General features: G+C 70.8%; 18 protein-coding genes. 14 read left to right on the plus strand and 4 right to left on the minus strand.

Annotation, left to right across the window (positions count from 1 at the left end; genetic code table 11):
- Nucleotides 1-936 precede the first annotated feature (936 nt).
- From AB0L75_RS42385 to AB0L75_RS42400, 4 genes are all read right to left on the minus strand, one after another.
- Entirely contained in the window at nt 937-1305 is a 369-nt protein-coding gene (locus tag AB0L75_RS42385) for a hypothetical protein (RefSeq protein WP_365191635.1), read from the minus strand.
- A 110-nt stretch (nt 1306-1415) separates the two neighbouring features.
- The gene (locus AB0L75_RS42390; protein WP_365191636.1) at nt 1416-2030 is read right to left on the minus strand and encodes a hypothetical protein; all 615 of its coding nucleotides are present in this window, start codon (nt 2028-2030) and stop codon (nt 1416-1418) included.
- 142 nt (nt 2031-2172) lie between these two features.
- The gene (locus tag AB0L75_RS42395) at nt 2173-2733 is read right to left on the minus strand and encodes a UTRA domain-containing protein (RefSeq protein ID WP_365191637.1); all 561 of its coding nucleotides are present in this window, start codon (nt 2731-2733) and stop codon (nt 2173-2175) included.
- 31 nt (nt 2734-2764) lie between these two features.
- Nucleotides 2765-3541 (minus strand): GntR family transcriptional regulator, encoded by a 777-nt coding sequence (locus AB0L75_RS42400; protein ID WP_365191638.1) that lies wholly within the window; start codon nt 3539-3541, stop codon nt 2765-2767.
- Between the two features lie 278 nt (nt 3542-3819).
- Here AB0L75_RS42400 and AB0L75_RS42405 point away from each other — a divergent pair, with 278 nt between their 5' ends.
- From AB0L75_RS42405 to AB0L75_RS42470, 14 genes are all read left to right on the plus strand, one after another.
- Nucleotides 3820-4725, plus strand: a complete 906-nt coding sequence (locus tag AB0L75_RS42405) for a DUF2637 domain-containing protein (protein WP_365191639.1) — start codon at nt 3820-3822, stop codon at nt 4723-4725.
- 294 nt (nt 4726-5019) lie between these two features.
- Nucleotides 5020-6768, plus strand: a complete 1749-nt coding sequence (locus tag AB0L75_RS42410) for an FtsK/SpoIIIE domain-containing protein (RefSeq protein ID WP_365191640.1) — start codon at nt 5020-5022, stop codon at nt 6766-6768.
- Nucleotides 6765-7304, plus strand: coding sequence for a hypothetical protein (locus tag AB0L75_RS42415; protein WP_365191641.1), 540 nt, complete (start codon nt 6765-6767; stop codon nt 7302-7304). Before AB0L75_RS42410 ends, AB0L75_RS42415 begins: the two co-directional genes overlap by 4 nt.
- 107 nt (nt 7305-7411) lie before the next feature.
- Nucleotides 7412-7705, plus strand: a complete 294-nt coding sequence (locus tag AB0L75_RS42420; RefSeq protein WP_365191642.1) for a hypothetical protein — start codon at nt 7412-7414, stop codon at nt 7703-7705.
- Between the two features lie 92 nt (nt 7706-7797).
- On the plus strand, nt 7798-8322 hold the full coding sequence (locus AB0L75_RS42425; RefSeq protein ID WP_365191643.1) for a hypothetical protein: 525 nt from the start codon (nt 7798-7800) through the stop codon (nt 8320-8322).
- 10 nt (nt 8323-8332) lie between these two features.
- Nucleotides 8333-8587, plus strand: coding sequence for a hypothetical protein (locus AB0L75_RS42430; RefSeq protein WP_365191644.1), 255 nt, complete (start codon nt 8333-8335; stop codon nt 8585-8587).
- A 13-nt stretch (nt 8588-8600) separates the two neighbouring features.
- Nucleotides 8601-8789: a hypothetical protein gene (locus AB0L75_RS42435; protein ID WP_365191645.1), complete on the plus strand. Its 189-nt coding sequence runs from the start codon at nt 8601-8603 to the stop codon at nt 8787-8789.
- 85 nt (nt 8790-8874) lie between these two features.
- Nucleotides 8875-9069: a hypothetical protein gene (locus AB0L75_RS42440; protein ID WP_365191646.1), complete on the plus strand. Its 195-nt coding sequence runs from the start codon at nt 8875-8877 to the stop codon at nt 9067-9069.
- Nucleotides 9070-9134: 65 nt separating this feature from the next.
- Entirely contained in the window at nt 9135-9614 is a 480-nt protein-coding gene (locus AB0L75_RS42445; RefSeq protein ID WP_365191647.1) for a hypothetical protein, read from the plus strand.
- On the plus strand, nt 9611-9991 hold the full coding sequence (locus AB0L75_RS42450; RefSeq protein WP_365191648.1) for a hypothetical protein: 381 nt from the start codon (nt 9611-9613) through the stop codon (nt 9989-9991). The genes AB0L75_RS42445 and AB0L75_RS42450 overlap by 4 nt, the downstream gene beginning before the upstream one ends.
- 164 nt (nt 9992-10155) lie before the next feature.
- On the plus strand, nt 10156-10476 hold the full coding sequence (locus AB0L75_RS42455; protein WP_365191649.1) for a hypothetical protein: 321 nt from the start codon (nt 10156-10158) through the stop codon (nt 10474-10476).
- A gap of 1059 nt (nt 10477-11535) precedes the next feature.
- A complete protein-coding gene (locus AB0L75_RS42460; RefSeq protein WP_365191650.1) occupies nt 11536-15813 on the plus strand; it encodes a hypothetical protein in 4278 nt (1425 codons plus the stop codon).
- 6 nt (nt 15814-15819) lie between these two features.
- Nucleotides 15820-16362 (plus strand): hypothetical protein, encoded by a 543-nt coding sequence (locus AB0L75_RS42465; protein ID WP_365191651.1) that lies wholly within the window; start codon nt 15820-15822, stop codon nt 16360-16362.
- 800 nt (nt 16363-17162) lie between these two features.
- Nucleotides 17163-17417: a hypothetical protein gene (locus tag AB0L75_RS42470; RefSeq protein WP_365191652.1), complete on the plus strand. Its 255-nt coding sequence runs from the start codon at nt 17163-17165 to the stop codon at nt 17415-17417.
- Nucleotides 17418-17825: the final 408 nt, after the last annotated feature.

A 17825-nucleotide genomic window follows, 5' to 3' on the forward strand; every position in this document is an offset into this window, starting at 1 on the left:
CTCATGGACGAGGCATACGAAAAGGCTGTGGCCGCCGGACCGGCGATAGCGGCCTCCTCTTATTTCGCCCCTGATCCCGGAGCCGCCCCCGGGAGGCTGGGCGCAGTGCGCCCGGGCTCGGCGGGAGCGCGCTCGCGCGCGCCCGTCTCCCTCCGCCCGCGTCTCTCTCCCTCTCCCGCGTACGTCCCCCCTGCTCCGTCCATGCGCATGTGTGTATCTGCTCACATACTCATCTGCGTACGTCTCTCCCTCTCCTCCTGCTCCCCTCTCCTGTGCGTCCCTGTGCTCATGCTCATGTGCGCATGGCTGAACTCGGGACCCCCGTCCCCCTTCCCGCGTCCCTCTCGGTCCCCGCTCCCCTGCTCCGCTCCGGCCACAGCGCCGGCCCCCGCCGTACGGAGTCCGCCCCTAGCTGTGGGTGACGGTCCGTAGTTTTTGGTTTTTGGTTTTTGGTCCGCCCCTCTTCCTTAGTCGTCTATCGCCACAGAACCGGTCCCACCGGTCCCACCGGTCCTATGCGCAGGTCAAGGGCTGTTTTTGACGGGACCGGTTGGACGGCGTGGGACCGGTTCGGCCGTTCGCGGGACCGGTCCGCCGAAAAACCGTCAAAAACACGCTCTGGCCTGCACGTTTCCCGTTTTCCGGCATGCGGCGGGACCGGTCCGCCGCGGGACCGGTCCGCGCGGAAAACATGCACTGACCTGCGGGGACCGGTTTGGGACCGGTTCGGAGAGAGAGAACCGGTCCCGAGCAAAAAACGGGGGCGGGCGGTGGTCCGCGCACCAAAAAACGGTCCGCCACTGAGTGACGGACCGTAAGGGAAAACGGGGCGGTCCCGGACCGAGGGGGGATGGTCCGGGACCGGTGCGCGCCTCCGGGCGCGGAGGCGGTAGTTCGATGGTGGCAGGCGCCACTGACAGCGTGGGTGCCGGCGGCTCACTCCATGGTGCGGGCCAACTTGTCGACGCGGCGCCGGAGTCGGTCGTCCTGCTCCCACAGAGCCACCATGGCGCGGATGCGGGCGGTCTTGTCGATCCCGTCATCGACCTTCGCGAGTTCGAGCGCGCGCCGTTGCTCCGGCGTGGTCGTGAAGGTGATCCGGGCGGAGTACAGCGAGCGGGGCGCTTCCTGCTCCGCGGGCATGGCTACGGGAGCCGCGGCAGCCGCGGGAGCCTTCTTGGCCGCGGTCTTCTTGGCGGGCGCCGCGGTCTTCTTGGCGGTCTTGGCCGGCGCCTTCTTGGCCGCGGCCTTCTTGGTCGGTGGGGCGGTCTTCTTGCCCGCTCCGAGCCCTGCGAGTCGCGCCACGATGTCCGCTCCGCCACCCTTCCGCCCGCGTCCCTTCGAAGCCGCCTCCGGCCCTCCCTGGGACGTATCGGGGGCGTCCGTGCCCTCCGGAGCCTGGTGTTCCTCGGTCGTCATTCCGCGGCCTTTCGCGTGAGTTCTTCCAGTAGGTCCCGGCCGTACCGGGCAAGGGGTCCGCGCGGGCGCAACCCGTAGTTCTCCGCCACCTTGGAGGAGTCAAGCAGGCGGCTAGAGAGCATGTTCACGCCGTACTGCTTGACCAGGGTCTCCGCCGCATCGGCGATGTTGGTCCCCCTCTTGTAGAAGGTGAACACGCCGTAGACCGGCACGCCGGCGTCCGCTGCGAGTTCGAGCGTGGCGGGTACGCGGTCAAGGTCTCCAGGGCGAGCAGGGCACGGCATGACCACGACGTCCGCGGCCTCTATGGCTGCTCGCGCAATCTTCAGCGCGCCCGGGGGCGGTCCGTCGATGGTCACGATGTCCGCGCCGGGCGTGATCGACCCCATGCGCTTGGGGAGGTCTCCGGCGGGGAGCCCTATCACCGTGGAGCGGAGCGGCCGGCCGGCCTGCTCGGCAAGCAGCGCGTGGCGCACGGAGCCGCCCATGGGGTCGGCGTCGACCAGGGTCGACGCGGCTCCGGACTCCGCCGCTGCCTCCCCGAGCGCGATCGCTGTGACGCTCTTTCCCGCGCCGCCCTTCAAGACGACGACGGCCACTGTGTACGCCATGAGCCCAGGGTAGAGCGTGCGCACCTGCGCATGTGAGTGGATGGGTGCCGCGTCTTCGAACGACGAACGGCCCCCGCCCCGGGGGAGCGGGGGCGGGGGCCGTTCTGGGGGTGGCTGGTGTGCGCAGATGCGCACTTGCTGATCAGTCCAGGGGGACGGAGTAGCGCAGCGTCCAACCGGGACCGAGGGTGTGGCGGGTGACTTCCACGGCTCGGCCGGCGGCGGTGTGGCCAACGTGGGTGATCTCCAGAAGCAGGGAGTCGGGGGCCACCCCGAGCGCTTCCGCCTCCGCGGCGGTCGCGGGGCGCTGCTTCACGTCCTCCACGACTTCGGTCTGAGCGAAGCCCGCTTCGGCCATGCGGGAGATGATGCCGCCGACCCCGGTGTCCACCTGCTCGATGCCCGCAGCCTCCGCGACGTCCGCGGGAATCCAGGTATCCGCGAGCTGCACGACGCGGTCTCCGTCGTACATGCGGCGCTCGCGCACGACGACCTCCGCGACGTCCTCACCGAAGTACGCGGCGGCGGCGGCCGGCGTGGACTCGCGGCGGACGGTCACCTCAGCGCGGGGGGTGCCGCCGGCGCGTCGGGTCTCGCCTTCGTAGGCGCCGTGGGCTCCGGCCTCTTCGCGCTGGGCGGTCCGGTAGCGGCTCCGCGCGTCCCGGGTGATCCGTCCGTCTTCGCTGATCGTGTTCTGTGCCATGTGGTGGCGCTTCCCTTCCTGGTGTGCTGGGTCAGTGGGTGGGACCGAGATCCCATGAGTACGAGAGCGTCCATAGGTGGGTCGGCATGACGTGGACGGCCACCTCTACCGCCCGCCCTTCCCGCGTCCGTGCGGTGTGGGTCACCTCGTAGACGCGCTGGTCTTCCGCCAAGTCCAGGGCGGTGGCTTCCTCCGGCTCCGGGGCGCGCACGTCGATCGTCTCCGTGATCTGCTCTTGCGCGTACCCGAGATCCGCGAGTCGTGACTTCGTGCCTCCGGGACCCGTGTCCTCCTGTTCGAGGGCGGTGCCGCCGGCGATGTCGACGGGGAGGTACGACGTCGCGAGCTGGACCGGCGTGTCATCCGCGAGCATCCGCCGGGCGCGGGAGACAACGGCGGTTACGCCGGGCTCCACCCCGAGCAGTTCCGCCACATGGGCGGGCGGAAGGACACGCGAGACAGTCACCTGTGAAACCGGGGTCATACCGAGTCGGGCGATCTCGGCAGCGAAGGCGCCGCGGGCGGCTCCCTCTTCCCTGCGGGCGCGGACGTAGCGAGCGGTCGTGTCACGAAGGATCTTGTGCACGATGCGCGCCACGTACGTGTAGCGCCCGCGCCGTACGGCGAGCCCTTCGCTCATGAGTAGGCGGACGGCCTGCCCGACGCTGCTCCGGTTCGTGCCGTAGCGGTCGGCCAGCTCGCTGTCAGTCGGAAGTTTCGCCCCCGGGGCGTACTCCCCTCGTTCGATGGCGTCGCGAAGCCCGTCCGCGGTCGCGCGGTAAGCGGGTCGCTTCTGTCGATCGGTCATACGTCGCAGGTTACCAAGAGCTACGTATGTCCCCAAGTGCTTAGCAGATGTTGACTTGCTAAGCAGGAAGGGGGACACTCAGAAAAGACGAGACCACGCCGTTACGGGACTCCCGTGGGGTGGCTGTCGGGTGGCCGTAGGCTGCCTGTCGGGTCGTCTGTGGGATGCGTAGGTGAGCACTTGCGCACGATGCAGAGACCATGCGCATGTACGCACGTGCTGACGGCTCGACCTGGAAGGCAAGGCCAGTGAAGCAGGCAGAAGAGAGGACGGAAGAGATGGCGGAAGCCACGGCCGTACCCCTGGTGGGGATCGACGGGAAGGGCGCGGGGGCACGGTCGGACGGCCGTGGGGTCCGCGGGTGGCGCCGGGAACTCACCCCGGAGCAGAAGGCGGAGAACCAAGAGCGTCGGGTGAAGACCACCGGATACGCGCTCCTGCTCGTGGTCGTGGCGATCGCCGCGGCCATGTCCTGGAACGGCCTGGTCGGCTTCGGCACTGACGTGCTCCACATGCGCGAGCCGTGGGCGTACGGCGTGCCGGTCTCGCTGGACGTGGCCGCGATGCTCTGCGGCTTCCTGTCCCTCCGGGCGGTCATCGCCCACGACTCCGCCGCCGGCCCCCGACTGCTGACGTTCTTCCTGGTCGCCGGCTCCGCGGGCGCGAACTACTACCACGCGAGCACCGAGCCGGGCGGATCGACCGCCGCGGCGCTCTACTTCGGCGCCATGTCCGTGCTGTCCTGGTGGCTGTTCGACGTGGTGCTACGGCAGATCCGGCGGACCATGCTCCGGCGCATCGGCGCTGTTGAGCGGCCGTTGGCACGCTTCCGCGCCGTGCGGTGGATGCGCTACCCCCGCGAGACCTTCGCCGCCTGGTCCCTGTCCGTGCGCTACGGGCTCACCCGCCCGGAGGACGCACTGGCGCGCGTCTGGCAGGCGCAGCAGGTCAAGGAGGCGGAGAACCTGGACGAACTCCCCGCCGGCATCAAGAAGGCGGACGCGATTCAGCTCGCGCTCGCGGCGGTCGGAGACAAGGGCGTACCGGCCGCGGTCGAGTGGCTGAGGGACCGCGGCATGGTCGTGGACCGCAAGTACGCGTACGACGTCGCCAAGAAGGTGGACGGCGCCCCGATGCCGCCCCAACTGTCCGCGACGGGAGCCGACTCCGCCCCCGCGGCGTGACGACACCCCCACGACGAACCCCACACCCCGGGACGGCTGGTTGCAGCCTCCGCCCCGGCGGCTGATCCCCACTCACGAAACCGGGGGCGGCCGGTTGCAGCCGACCGCCCCCCAACGACTCATCCCCACTCACGAAGGGTTCTGAGTGATGCCCACCATGGCACACGGGCGCATCGGTCCGCGGTCGGCCCCCGCCGCGTCCGACACGCTCCCCACGGCACCCCACAGCGTGCCCACGGCGCCCCGCCGGCGCCCCACGGGCACGCTCGCGGGAGCCGACGGGAGGCGGTCGGCGTGAACGTCACCCTCCTGCTCGCGGCGGTCGCGCTCTTCCTCCTGCTGAAGGGGCGCCGCTTCCGCCTCCGCCTCCCGTCCTTCCGCTTCGGGGGAGCCGTCGCCTACTGGCTGTTCGGCCGCTTCCCGTGGCTCGATCACCTCCGCACCATCCCGCGCCTGGTCCGGCCCGTTCTGTGGACGCTCGCGGTCCTGATCGTGGGCTGGCTGGTGGCTCCGGTCTGGACGGTCGTCCTGGTCGTCCTGGTGGGCGCTACGGCGTACTTCGGGCGCGGCCTGTTCCGCGAGCACCGGAGGCACTTCCAGGACCTCGTCATGCCGCTGTGGATGGCCGTGGCGGACCTCCTGGACGTCCCCAAGGGCGAAGCGGTCCGGGACTGGCTGAGGGTCCCGCACAGGCTCGACGGCGAGTCCGCGCGCGTCGTCCTGCGCATCCCGCAGGACTTCCGCGGCACCGACGCGCAGCGTGCCGAGATCGCCGACCTGGTCGCGCGGCGCCTGCCCGGAGAGTGGGAGTCGTCGTGGAACTGGCGCACCTTCCGCGTCACCTTCGCGCACCCGCCGGCGCCGCCGAAGTTCGTAGGCTTCGCGGACGTACAGGCGGAGATGTACCGCGGGGAGTCCGCGCGGCCCCTGATCGGTCTTGGCACCCGCGCCGAAGTGGTCCGCGGTGACTTCGACCAGGAGGCGCCGCACTGGGCGCTGACCATGGGCACGGGCGCCGGGAAGTCGTCGTTCCTGCGGCTCACGATTGCCCAGCTCGCGCGCCGTACCGCCGACCCGGACGACGTGGAGCAGATCGACATTCTCGACCCCAAGCGCGTGTCCCTGAACTGCTTCCGTGGGGTCCCGGGCGTGCGCATCCACAAGACCGCAGAGCACTGGATTGCGGCCATCAAGGAATTCCGCGCGGAGATGGAGCGCCGTTACGAAGACCTGGATGAGGACGACAACGCGACTTTCCCGCGCCGCTTCCTGGTCATTGAAGAGATGAACTCCTTTACGCGGCTCATCAAAGAGCACTGGAATGAGATCCGCGAAAAGTCCGACCCGATGACCCCGCCGGTTATCGGTGACCTGAACTTCATTCTCTTCCAGGGTCGACAGGCGAAAATGCACGTGCTGGAAGTGCTTCAGCAGGCGAACGCGCGCGCCATGGGCGGCTCGGAAGCCCGCGATCAGTTCGGCATGAAGATTCTCGCCCGATTCTCTCCGGCCGTTTGGAACATGCTGGTCGGCACGTATCCGCGGCCGAAGTCGAGCAGGCACCCCGGGCGCGCAATCGTCATGGTCGGAGACCACCAGCGCACTGTTCAGATGGCGTTTATCACGCCGGAGGAAGCCCGCACGTTCGCGCTTGACGGGCGGACTCCGGAAGCCGTGGCGGCGCCTCCGTCCCGCGTCCTGTCCATCGTGAAGGAAGACGCTCCGCACCCTGGGACGATGGCCGCTACCGTCCCGGGACAGTCCACGGACAAAGCGGGACGTACTGGTCAGGTGGTGGACATGGCTCCGGCCGCGCCGGCGGAGCCCGACCCGACCCCCGACCCCTTGGTCGGACTCCGGGCGGCGGCGGAATTCCTCGGCATGGAGCCGGAGGCATTCAAGAAGGCTCGCCAGCGCACTCCCATTGACGGGGAATTCCGCTCCGGAAGCTCTCCCGCATGGCTCCCCGATGCGCTCACCGAATGGCACCTCAACCGGCCGCGCGCGGGCGCCCGACCGGTCCCCGAGCGGAGTGCGTCATGACGAACGGAAAGCCGTACCAGACGCCGGGAACGCTGGCTCCCCACATTCCCACCGACGTCTACCGCAGCATGCAGCGCGGGGAAATTGAGCTGCACCCTTCGGCCATCATCCCCGCGCCCGTCGACTCCGCCGCCCCGGCGCCCGGATACATGCGCATGTGGACGCCGGACGGGCGAGAAATTCACGTCGACATCGACGCATTCGCGCAGCGCGCCGCGGAAGTCGCCATTGCGGAGCGGAAGCCGCTCATTCCCCGATGGGCGCTCACTACGGCCGTACTCATGCCGATTGCGGCCGGAAGTCTGGCGCTTGGCGCGTGGGGGATCTCCCTCGCGGCCCCCGGGCTGCTCGCCTTCGCCGAAGCCGTACGGCAGTTGTTCTACGCCGCGCTCGGGATCGCGGTCCTGGTCGGCGTGGTCTTCCTGTTCAACCCCAAGCGCGACGCCGGCGCAGTCACGGTCACCGCGACCGCCGTATCCCGCGGCATCTTCAGTCGCGCGACCGCGACCGCAACCGCCGTAGTCCGCCGACGCTGACGCGCTGCCCGATCCGCCCGACCGCCCCACGACGAGGCGCCCGGGCGGTGAGGGGAGCCGGACAGACCGGCCCCACAACCCCACGACTCCCATGGAGGGGGCACGACATGGCGAAGGTCGACGTAGCACGCAGGAAGCTCGAAGCGGTCCGCAAGGGCGAACTGTGGCCGCTCACCGCCGGAGAGAAGGCGCGGCTCGCGGTCCACATCGGACGCGGCGCGTCGAAGGTCGTTCGCGGCAAGTCCACGAAGGCCCCGGACCGCGCGGCGGACCGGGTCTTGGAGGACGCGGAGGAGCGACTGAAGGCGGAGTACGACGCGCTGGAGGGGGCGCGCAAGCAGGCGATCCGCGACAAGGCGAAGGCGAAGGTCGAAAAGGGCTCCGGCTTCTCGTGGTGGTGACCGACCCCCGCCCCACACCCCCCACACCCGCGCACGACCGGAGAGGGGCGCCCGCCCCACTCCCGCCCGACAACCCCACAGGAGGGGACCACATGAACGTCGCGGAGATGACGACGGCGCAGCGCTCGGAGGCTCTGGTGGGTCTCGCGCTCGCGGAGTACGTGGACGCGCAGGAGCGCGAGCGCGAAGAGGCACGGCTGAACGAGCAGGGCCGACAGATCAACGTGTCGGACGCGGCTCGCTGGGCGACCGAAGCCGCCTTCGGCCACCCGGCGGCGCGGCTGCTCGACTGGTCCGTCTCCGCGGTCGACAAGGCGCCGGCGCAGATGGCGGAGGCGAGGGTGACCCTCGACTTCGGGCCGTGGCCGCTGACGCTGGTCTTCCGCGCGTGGATGGACGACAGCGCACAGGTCATGGCGGACTCCGGCGCGCTGTTCGTCCGCCACGACTGCCATCACGGTTTCTGCGACGCGGACCACGTGACCCGGGTCAACACGCTCGCGGAACTCGGGGCACTGCTCACCACCCACGGCTCCGGCGACTTGGCGAAGGGTGAGCACGAGACGCCGACCCCGCCCAAGGAGTGGTCCGAGCCCCACGACCCGCGCGACGTCTAGGGGCGCCGCCGTGGGACTGCTGGACCGCTTCAGGGGCGGCGGAGGCTCCGAGCCGGCCGCGGACAACCCCGAGATGGAAGAGAAGGGGCGCGAGTACGCCATCGCCCGGAGGCACGGCGACCGCAAGACCGCTAACCGGCTCATGCGGGAGCTGTCGGAGGCGAGCCCGGAGGACATGGGCGCCTTCGCGGCCGGCCGCGACGGATACAACGCGATCCCGCCCGCCTACAGCAAACCGCGACGGTCTCGCCGCCGCACCACGTGAGAGAGGGAGAGCCATGTTCCAGGCAGGCGACAGGGTGTTGATCGTCTCGTGTGACGACGACCCCCGCGCGGCCGGCAGGACCGGCCGGATCGTGGACGAAGTCGAACCGGGTCCGCTCACGAACTACCGGTGGACGGTCAACGGGATCGGTCTCCTGATCGGCCCCGTGCTGTGCCACAGCCGCGAGTTGCGCAAGCAGTGACCGGCCCCCGGGGTGGCTCGATACGGCCAAGCATCCCGCCACCCCGGCGCCGGCTCCCCAACGAACCGAAGGAGAGGCACCAATCATGCAGCACACCCACACCCGCAGCGCCGCCGCCGGGCTCTGCTCGACGTGCCACGGCTTCCCCGACGTCGCGGTCGCGGCCGGCCCCCGCCGGGACGGTTCCCGCCCGCTGAACCGCGTTCGCTGCGGTACCTGCAAGGGGACCGGCCAGGCTCCCGCCACCCCGCCCGCCCGCGTCCTGGTCAACGTCCGGTGAGCGCCCCCGAACCGCGGGCGCTGCGACTGGTGGGCGCCGGCGACGCTCCGGAAGGCACTCCGGCTGTGGTTCGGGAGAGCTCCGCCGCCCCCGAGCCCACCGTCTCCCCCACGCTGAAGATGACGACCACGGAGACCGGCGTGACCACGTCCGGGACCGTGGCCGCGATCCGCCGCGAACTCGCGGTCGTCAACGCGCTCATGGCCTCCCACCCGGACCTCACCCCGTTCGGAGCGACGGACTACGCGGACGTTCCCGGGCTCGGCAGCACGGTCATGGTCCATCTGCCCACCAGCCTGGACGTGCTCAAGTGGGCGCGGACGCTGGGGGCGCTGGTCCGCGACTCCGGCCGAAGCCACTACGGCCGCACGGCGCCCACTGCGACCAGCGCCAGCCTGCACGACTGGATGTGGTGGCGCGTCGTCTACGCGGACACGGACGCGCTGGGGGTCCGCCTTCGGCTGTGGAATCTGGAGACGTCCGGGCATGACCGCGTCGCCGAACTCGCGCTCGCCGGATGGGTCCGCGGGAGGGCGGAGGCATGACACAGACCTCCGTACCCGTGTCCACCGAGTCCGCCACTTCGCAAGACTCGCCCATCTTCGGCGGCGCCGGCGGATGGGCGGTCGTGGTCGACAGGGCCGGCCGGCAGTGCGAATGCTCCGGACAGTGTGGCGCCACTCACCGCAAGACGGAGGGGCGTTGCGACGCCACGCACGGCGGATACGCCGGCAAGGGCTGTCCCCCGGTCCGGCTGGAAGTCGCGCCGGAGGACCCCAGCGTCCCCGAGCACACCGCCGCCCGCATGACCCCGGATCAGCTCATGGCGTGGTGCCCGAAGTGCCGGGCGGGCGCGGCCCGCAAGGCTCGGGGACCGGTCCGGCGCAAGACGGCGCCCCCGCAGGACGAAGCGCTCTGGTGACGTGCCGCGGACCGGTCGGGAAGGGTGGCCGACCACTCCGGCCGGTCCGCGCGACACGCCCGAAAGAGCGGACTTCGCCAAGTCGCTGGTATTCGGGGCTGCTAGGGCACTAGGTTGATCCAAATGAATCCAGCGATTCACAACGAGGCAGAGGGGAGCGGTAGATGACCCACAGCGAGAGCGCCCGCGGACACGGTGGCGCCACGTTGATGGAGATCGCCGCGGCGGGGGAGACGTCTCACACCACTGTCCGCAAGGTCACGATGATGGCCTTCCCGGCAATCGCCGGACGCGGACACCGCAGCATCCCGCGGGATCTCGGCAGGCTGCTCGCGGTCGCGCTGCGGAACCGCTCGCTGAACTTCCCCACCGCTCGCCTTCTGCAGAGCGATCCCGCCGCCGTGCTCGCCGGCGCGGAGGCTCTGGCCGCGCTCGCGCGCCGTGCCCTGGAAGAGCAGGACACCACCAGGGGGGCGGCTGCCTGATGAGCGAAGCATGGGTGACGGACGACGCGGAGGCTACGGGATACCCGGCGCCGCCGCTTCGTTCGCGCCCGTGCCCGGAAGACTCCGGCCCCGCGCTCCCCGTACTCGTGGACCTGGAAGACCTGCGGGAGCTGGGGGTCGACGCGGACCTGTTGGAGCCGGACCTTCCGCCGCGGCGGTGCGAGTTCAACCGGCGGGACGAACGGCTCATGGGAGGCGGCACGGGCTTCAAGTGCCGCGCCCTCCGTCGTATGGCGGTCGCGTGGCACGGGCCGATTCCGAACGTCGGCCAGTCCGTCCGGACCTGGCGCGGCGCCCCGCACGGATGGGACTACACCCCGGTACGCGTAGACGTGGTGCCGGTCATCCACGATCGGCAGCGACGTGGGGAGCAGTCCGCCCGCTTCGCCGCCGGCGTCCGGTACTACGCGGCCCGTGGCGCGGACCCTCGCGGACCGCACTGGACGATCGTCAGCCACCGATCCGGCGGAGATACAGCACGGATTGCGGTCGGTTTCGCTGACACATTCGGTGCCACATTCCACGCGCGTTTTGAGCGCGGAGACGACCAGGGCGAAGCGGCCCACCGCGCCCGCAGCATGCGCCGACTCATGACCACCACCCGACCTACCACAGCGCCCCCGCGGCCTCCGCCGTGACGGGGTCACCGGTATTTCCGGGCTTGCTGCGAGACACCCCAGAAAACAGCAAGCGCCCCGTACGACGGCCGGCCAGCCGTCTGGGGCGCTGCTTCAACCCGGTTAGCCGCCGGGCTGGTGGTGGATCAGAAATCCACTTCGCTAAGAAGGAATGTACCCAATGCGCGGACCGATGCGCACTGTGGGCGGGAACACTCACGCCGCCCTGACCAGATTTTCCGACGCGTTGAACGATCGCGGCTGCATGCCGCGGGCGCGTGGTGACCACCTGGACGCCCGGTGTCCGGCACATGAGGACACCCGTCCGTCCCTGTCGGTTGACTGGAAGCCCGACCCCGGGCGCGTTCTCGTCTGCTGCCAGGTCGGATGCACGACCGACGAAATTACCTCCGCGCTCGGCATGCAGCTCGCGGACCTTTACGACGAGCCGAAGCAGCGCGGCGAAGGCTTCACCGCTCCGCGCCCGCGGCACACGACCCGGCGCGCAAGTATGCCGAAGCGCACCCCCGAGCCGAAGGCGGAGCCGGACCACAAGCACGCGTTTCGGTCCGTTGAGACCTACGTCTATACGGACGCCATCGGCACCGTGACCGGCGAAGTGATCCGCCGCGCGTGCCGCGAGTGCGGAGAGAAGACCTTCGCTTGGCGCCGCCCGGGCGAAGGTGGCAAGTGGGAGTACAAGGCGCCGGACGCGCGCCCGCTGTACCGGCTGCCGGAAGTCCTGGAAGCCGCCGCCGCCGGCGGAACCGTGTTCGTGGTCGAGGGAGAGAAGGACGTCGAAGCCGCCCGCGCGGCCGGAGCCGTCGCCACCTGCAACCCCGGCGGCGCCGGGAAGTGGCGGCCGGAGCACACCGACGCGCTCCGCGGTGGCCAGGTCGTCATCGTGGCCGACCGCGATGCCACCGGATACCGGCACGCCGGCACGGTCCGGGAAGCCGCCGCCGCGGTCGCGGCCTCCGTCGTCGTGGTGGAAGCCGCGGACGGGAAGGATCTCGCGGACCACCTGGCGGCCGGTCACTCGCTCGGGGACCTGCGGCCGGTCGCGGATGCCGCGCTTGCCCCGGCGCCGGCGGAGGACGGAGACGACCCCCAGCAAGCCGAGGTGATCCCGCTCCCGCGTCGTGGCAATGCGCCCGCCGGCGACGGCAGCGACCGCCCCGGCGGCGGCTCGGGAGGCGGCTCCGGCGGCGGAAGCGTCGTCTCGCTCATCGTCCGCGACTCCTTCGCGGTCGTGGACGGCGTGACCGTACAGCTCAAGTACCCCAAGGGGAGTCGCCGCCCGCAGTACGTGCAGGTCCTGGACGCGGTCGCGCGGATCGTCCGCCGATACCGCATGGACGACGGAGGCTCCCGCCCGGATCTCGGGTACGACCTGGAAGTCTCCCGCGACGGAGAGACGGTCACTGTCGATCGCGTCCTCCGCGAGGAATTCCAGACGCTCGAATGGATGGCTCGGCTTCCCTGGGATCTCCAGTACGCCGACACTCCCTCCGGCCGCTCCACGCTGCGCAACGCGATCGTGGCCACCTCCGGCGAGCCGGAGAACGTGAGCATGTTCGGTCTACTCGGCTGGCGCGAGCGGCCGGACGGCTCATGGATGTACGTGCACGCCGGCGGCGCGATCGACGCGGGCGGCACCGTGGCCGGAGTCGGCACGGACCTTCCCCAGCAACTTCAGCCGTACGCGCTCCCCGAGCCGCCCGACACCCGCGACGGACTCCGTACCGCCGTGCTCGCCTCAGTCGGCATGCTGGACTCCCTTCCCGCCCGCGTCGCCGCGCCCCTGCTCGGAGCCGCCTACCGCGCAATGCTCGGGGAGGCGCACCGCCCCCTCTTCCTGGTCGGCACCACCGGCACGGGCAAGTCGTCGCTTGCCTCCCTCGCTCTCCAGCACTTCGCCCCGGGCGTACGGCACGACCGGCTTCCGGTCCCGGCTGGCGAAGACGTCCTCACCTTCCCGACGCTCGCCAAGTTGCTGTACCTCGCGGGTGACACCGTGATGGTGGTGGACGACCTGGCGCCGGACCGGTCCGCCGACCGCTCACAGTCCCGCGCGAACCAGATCATCCGCCTGGTCTTCAACGGCACCGGACGTCAGCTCTCCACGCGCAAGGGCGGCTTGCAGGACGCACGCCCGCCGCGCTCCATGGTCATCCTCACGGGTGAGGACGGAGCCTCCGCCGCCTCCGCAGAGAACCGCGTTCACTACGTGCCGCTGGTCTTCGGGGAGATCCCCATTCGCACCCTCGCGGAACTGTCCGCCTCCGAACTCGCGGCCGGCCGCGCGCGGCTCGCTGCGGCGCTCGCGCGGCACTTCGCCCCGCGGATGCCGGTCACGGACTGGCTGGCCGACCAGCGCTCCGCCTTCACGATCGCGCTCGCGGCGGACCCCGAAGCAGGCGAAGGCACGGACTGGCGCCGCGCGGAGTCCGCCGCCGAACTCGCCATCGGCTGGCGCGCGATGCTCGACATGGCCACGGAGCGCGGCGCCCTCACGGAGCAGGAAGCCGCGGACTACTGGACTCGCGCATGGGCCGGACTCGCGGAATCCAAGCGCCGGCAGTCGACCATGACCGCCCGCCGGACCCTGGTGGAGCGCGTAGCCGACATGGTGCTGTCCGCCCTGGTCTCCGGCCGCGGCCACCTGTTCAACCCCGCCGGCACGGGCGCCCCGGAGGACGGCAGCCTGTGGGGCTGGGACATGCCGAGTCTCACCGACCAGTACGGCGTTCCGCGCGCCCGCGGCGCCTCGCTCGGCTGGACGGACGGCGTCACGCTGTGGCTTGAGCCGGGCGCTGCCTTCGGTGTGCTGGAGTCTCAGGCACGCTCGGAGTCCGACCCCCTGAACGTCAGCAAGCGGGCGCTGGGGACCGCGCTCGCGGACGCCGGCGTCATCCGCACCGAAGATGCCACGGACGGGCGCCGCAACGAGGTACGCGTGTACGTGGGCGGCAAGCGCCGCCGCGTCTGGGAGATCCCCGCAACCTGGCTGTACCCGGACCAGGAGCAGGCTCCCGAGCCGCCCGCCCCGCCCGCCGGAGGGGAGCCGACCGACCCCACCCCCTCCGCTCCCGCGTCCCCTGCTCCCATGCTCCCCGAGCCGCCCGCCGCGGAGCCGACCCCCGCCCCGGCCGCACAGGAGCCCGCTCCGGCCCCTGTCGAGCAGGCGCCGGCCGCGGCTCCCACCCCGGCCGCCCCGGCGCCCGTAGCGGCGGCTCAGACCCCTTCCGCACATGAGCACATGAGCACGGCACGACCTGGAAAGTTCGCCGCGGGCGCGGTCGTCCTGGACGGCTCCGGCGCGTGGCTGTCCTCCGGGACGCTCGAATGCCGCCCGCTCCCCGAACGGCTGGAGACCCTGGCGGACGTCCTGGACTACGCGGCCACGCTCGGGCTCGGGATGGACCAGGAGCACGGCCACCCCGACGACGGCCAGGTCTGGCTCATGCCGGACGTGGCGAAGCGGATCGGACTCCCCGCCAACCCGCCCGCCGAAGGCAAGCCCGCGAAGGCGCACACCGCCCTGTCCGCCGCCCGCGACGCCGGATGGAACGTCAAGGATCTCCGGTCGTGGATGCGCGTCTGGCGCACGGGCGCCCGCACGCTCCGCGTCTCCGTCGTCGACTGGCAGGACGAACACGGTTGCCCCCTGCTCACAGGCGAGCCCAGCGCGCCCGAACTGGCCTTCCGCATCGGCCAGTACGCCGAACAGGTCGGGATCATGTTCCGCATGACCCCGGGCGTGACCGGCCTGGACATGAACGGCGCGATCCGCCGGAAGGTCAGCCTTCCCCGCGAAGCGCCGACCCCGCCGAAGGTGGCCATGGTCCGCACCGTGGAAGACGACTTCGCATGGATGCGCCCGCCGACCGCGGAGGAGCGCGCCATGGCGCACGTCGTGGCGGTCGACGCAAACGCCATGTACCTGGGAGCCGCCGCACAGATCGACGCCGGCACGGGCGGCGCCCGCCACATCGACGGACCGACCGAGTTCGACCCGACCCTTCCCGGTTACTGGAAGGTCGACCTTCCGCGCTGGGAGGAAGCAGGGATGCCGGACCTCCTGGTGCCGGTCCACCGCCCCGGCCGCGGTCGCGCCGGCGCCCGCTGGTTCACCACTCCCACGCTCAAGCTGCTCGCGGATCTCGGGTACGCGGTCAAGCCGCAAGAGGCGTATGTCTGGCCGGAGCGTCACCGCTTCCTGCTGCCGTGGGCCGAACGGCTCCGGGATGCCCGCTCCCGCGTCCTGCCTATCGAGCAGGGCGGAGACCCGGACGCGGCGGCCGTGCTCGCCACGCTCAAGCGCACGTACGCGGAGACCATCGGCCACTTCACCCGCGAGTCCGCCGGCGCCTACTTCCACCCGGAATGGCGTCACCTGATCATCGGGACCGCCCGGGCGAACCTCTACCGCAAGTTGGACCGCGCCGCGAAGACGGAGGGGCGCCGCCCCCTCCTGATCGCCACGGACATGGTCCTGTACGCCACGGACAACCCCGACCCGGCCGCGAGCGTCCCGGCCGCGCTCAAACTCGGGACCGGTCTCGGACAGTTCAAGGTCAAGGGCTTCGCGCCCATGGAGCAGATGGCCGACCTGCTCAAGAAGGACGCCACACCGAAGGACATCAAGCGCGCAGTCGAGGCGATCGCCGGCCCGCGCGAAGCAGGGGAGGAGTGAGCCACCATGGCCAAGAAGAGGATTCTCGACGCGCTGTATCGAGCCGTGAGCCGCACGCCGGCACCCACGGGCAAAGAGTCCGCCGCCGACCTGGTGACGCGCGCGGAGCAGGCTCTCGGCAGCAAGAAGGCCGTTGCCGACCGGCTCGGAGTCTCTACCCGCACGGTCGAGCGTTGGGCCAAGCGTGAGGGACGCTGGCGCAGCAAGCCGAAGGCGCAGCACGAACAGATGCTCCGGGATCTCGCACGCAACGCCCCCGAAGCGCGGGCGCGAAGCATGTCCCCACTCCGCGCCGCCCGCATCCGCAACAAGGGCGCCACGCTCCGCGTCACCGCGAACATGGGACCCAGCTACGCAGGCAAGAAGTACCGGCGCGAACGGACCATCGAAGTGCAGCTCTCCGGCGACGCCATGCAGCCGGTCATCGACAAGTGGCTGTCTGGCGACGACGCCGGCGCCATGGAAGCTCTGCACAGCGCGCTGGATGAGGAGTACCTGGCAGGGTTCGAACTCGGGGACGTCGTGGACGTCATGGATTTGTTGCGCTGACGCACACCGCGCCGGGCATGCATGCGCACTTCCAGATATCGCCAAGTGCGCACGGATAAACGGCGCCAGCGCCCGCAACATGCAAAAGGAGAGCCACGATGCGCACTGTTCCCGTACAGGTTGTGTGCCGAAAGTGCGGTAACCCCTACCGGACCACCGTTCGGGGCGGAAACACCCGGTGCCGAACATGCAGAACGAGCCGCTACGTACGCCGAGACCAGGAGTGGGAGGGACCGCGCGAGACCCTTCCCTCCGCCGCTTCCCGTGCGGACGCGATCGCCACACGGCGCCCGGTGTGGTGCGAGTGCCGCACGTGCGGCCATGAATGGCAGTCACGGGCGAAGGACCAAGTCACCGTCCGGTGCCCGGAGTGCGTCACGGCGGTACGCGTGCCGCGGCGGACATGGGAGAACACACAGTCACAGCCGCGCGCGATCCGTCCCGCCCCGACTCCGCCGCCGGCGCCCCGCCTGTCCCAGACGGCGAGCCGCCCGCGGTACTTCCAAGCGGAGATGCACCCGCAGTACCGGCCGGAGCCACGCGAGCAGGACGAACCGCGCCCGCGCGGTATCGGCTCCCTGCTCCTCGAACTGTTCAAGCCCAGCACGGAGCCGACCACCCCACGACGGGCACCCCGCACGGTTCAAAGGCCAACCCCACAGCCGCGGGTGACCACCCCTCAGCGTCCGGCTCCCGCCGCTCGCCCTGCTGTGGTGCCTCGCGACCAACCGCGCTCCGGCCCGATCGACCCCCAGACCCTCACCCGGGCCGAACAGAACCGCCGGGACATTGCATGTCAGATGGTGCGTTCCCTGTCCGTCCGGTCCGGCCTGCTTCTCTGGTACAACCAGCCGGCCGGCGCCTGTGAGGTACTGGACACGAACCGGCTCCCCGCCGAACAGCGCTGCACACGCCCCGCCGCCTGTGCCGTGTGGTTCCGCAACGGCCCCACCGAAGTGCCGGCGTACTCCTGTCTCGCGCATGCCGCGCCGCTCGCCTCGCTCGCGGAGCGCTCCCCGCACGTCACGGCCACGGTGTACCCGCTCGGTCGATAGTCCGCCGGATCGCGGCCCCCGCAACCCTCTTGGGTGCGGGGGCCGTTGCGTGTCCGCCGGCAGGCGGAGGCGAGTTCGAGCATGCGCACATGCGCAAGATCCGCCGCCCCTCCCTTCCCGCTTCGATCTTTCCTGCGTGCTCTCATGCGCATATGCGCATGGGAGCCGCACTATCCGCAGTTGCGCACGTGCGCACGCCACGACGTGCGCATACGCGCCGAACACACAACGGCGCCGCGCCTAGCACACGCGCCCGGATCGCGCAAGCGATCCGCCGGGAGAGGGGGGCCGCAGCGCGGCCAGCCCCCTGGGGGCGGCCCGGCACCCGCACAGACCACCCCTGCCCCTCTCCAGGGCGAACCCGAACTCGCCCCCACACTCCCCTGACCGGCCTCCGCCCAGAAAGAC

The sequence above is a fragment of the Streptomyces sp. NPDC052101 genome, from assembly GCF_040680235.1.
Taxonomy (GTDB): Bacteria; Actinomycetota; Actinomycetes; order Streptomycetales; family Streptomycetaceae; genus Streptomyces.

Excerpts from the sequence above, each read along its gene's own strand:
- AB0L75_RS42390 (WP_365191636.1), bottom strand. The coding sequence starts at position 2,030 with ATGGCGTACACAGTGGCCGTCGTCGTCTTGAAGGGCGGCGCGGGAAAG.
- AB0L75_RS42395 (WP_365191637.1), bottom strand. The coding sequence starts at position 2,733 with ATGGCACAGAACACGATCAGCGAAGACGGACGGATCACCCGGGACGCG.
- AB0L75_RS42400 (WP_365191638.1), bottom strand. The coding sequence starts at position 3,541 with ATGACCGATCGACAGAAGCGACCCGCTTACCGCGCGACCGCGGACGGG.
- AB0L75_RS42405 (WP_365191639.1), top strand. The coding sequence starts at position 3,820 with ATGGCGGAAGCCACGGCCGTACCCCTGGTGGGGATCGACGGGAAGGGC.
- AB0L75_RS42415 (WP_365191641.1), top strand. The coding sequence starts at position 6,765 with ATGACGAACGGAAAGCCGTACCAGACGCCGGGAACGCTGGCTCCCCAC.
- AB0L75_RS42420 (WP_365191642.1), top strand. The coding sequence starts at position 7,412 with ATGGCGAAGGTCGACGTAGCACGCAGGAAGCTCGAAGCGGTCCGCAAG.
- AB0L75_RS42425 (WP_365191643.1), top strand. The coding sequence starts at position 7,798 with ATGAACGTCGCGGAGATGACGACGGCGCAGCGCTCGGAGGCTCTGGTG.
- AB0L75_RS42435 (WP_365191645.1), top strand. The coding sequence starts at position 8,601 with ATGTTCCAGGCAGGCGACAGGGTGTTGATCGTCTCGTGTGACGACGAC.
- AB0L75_RS42440 (WP_365191646.1), top strand. The coding sequence starts at position 8,875 with ATGCAGCACACCCACACCCGCAGCGCCGCCGCCGGGCTCTGCTCGACG.
- AB0L75_RS42450 (WP_365191648.1), top strand. The coding sequence starts at position 9,611 with ATGACACAGACCTCCGTACCCGTGTCCACCGAGTCCGCCACTTCGCAA.
- AB0L75_RS42455 (WP_365191649.1), top strand. The coding sequence starts at position 10,156 with ATGACCCACAGCGAGAGCGCCCGCGGACACGGTGGCGCCACGTTGATG.
- AB0L75_RS42460 (WP_365191650.1), top strand. The coding sequence starts at position 11,536 with ATGCAGCTCGCGGACCTTTACGACGAGCCGAAGCAGCGCGGCGAAGGC.
- AB0L75_RS42465 (WP_365191651.1), top strand. The coding sequence starts at position 15,820 with ATGGCCAAGAAGAGGATTCTCGACGCGCTGTATCGAGCCGTGAGCCGC.
- AB0L75_RS42470 (WP_365191652.1), top strand. The coding sequence starts at position 17,163 with ATGGTGCGTTCCCTGTCCGTCCGGTCCGGCCTGCTTCTCTGGTACAAC.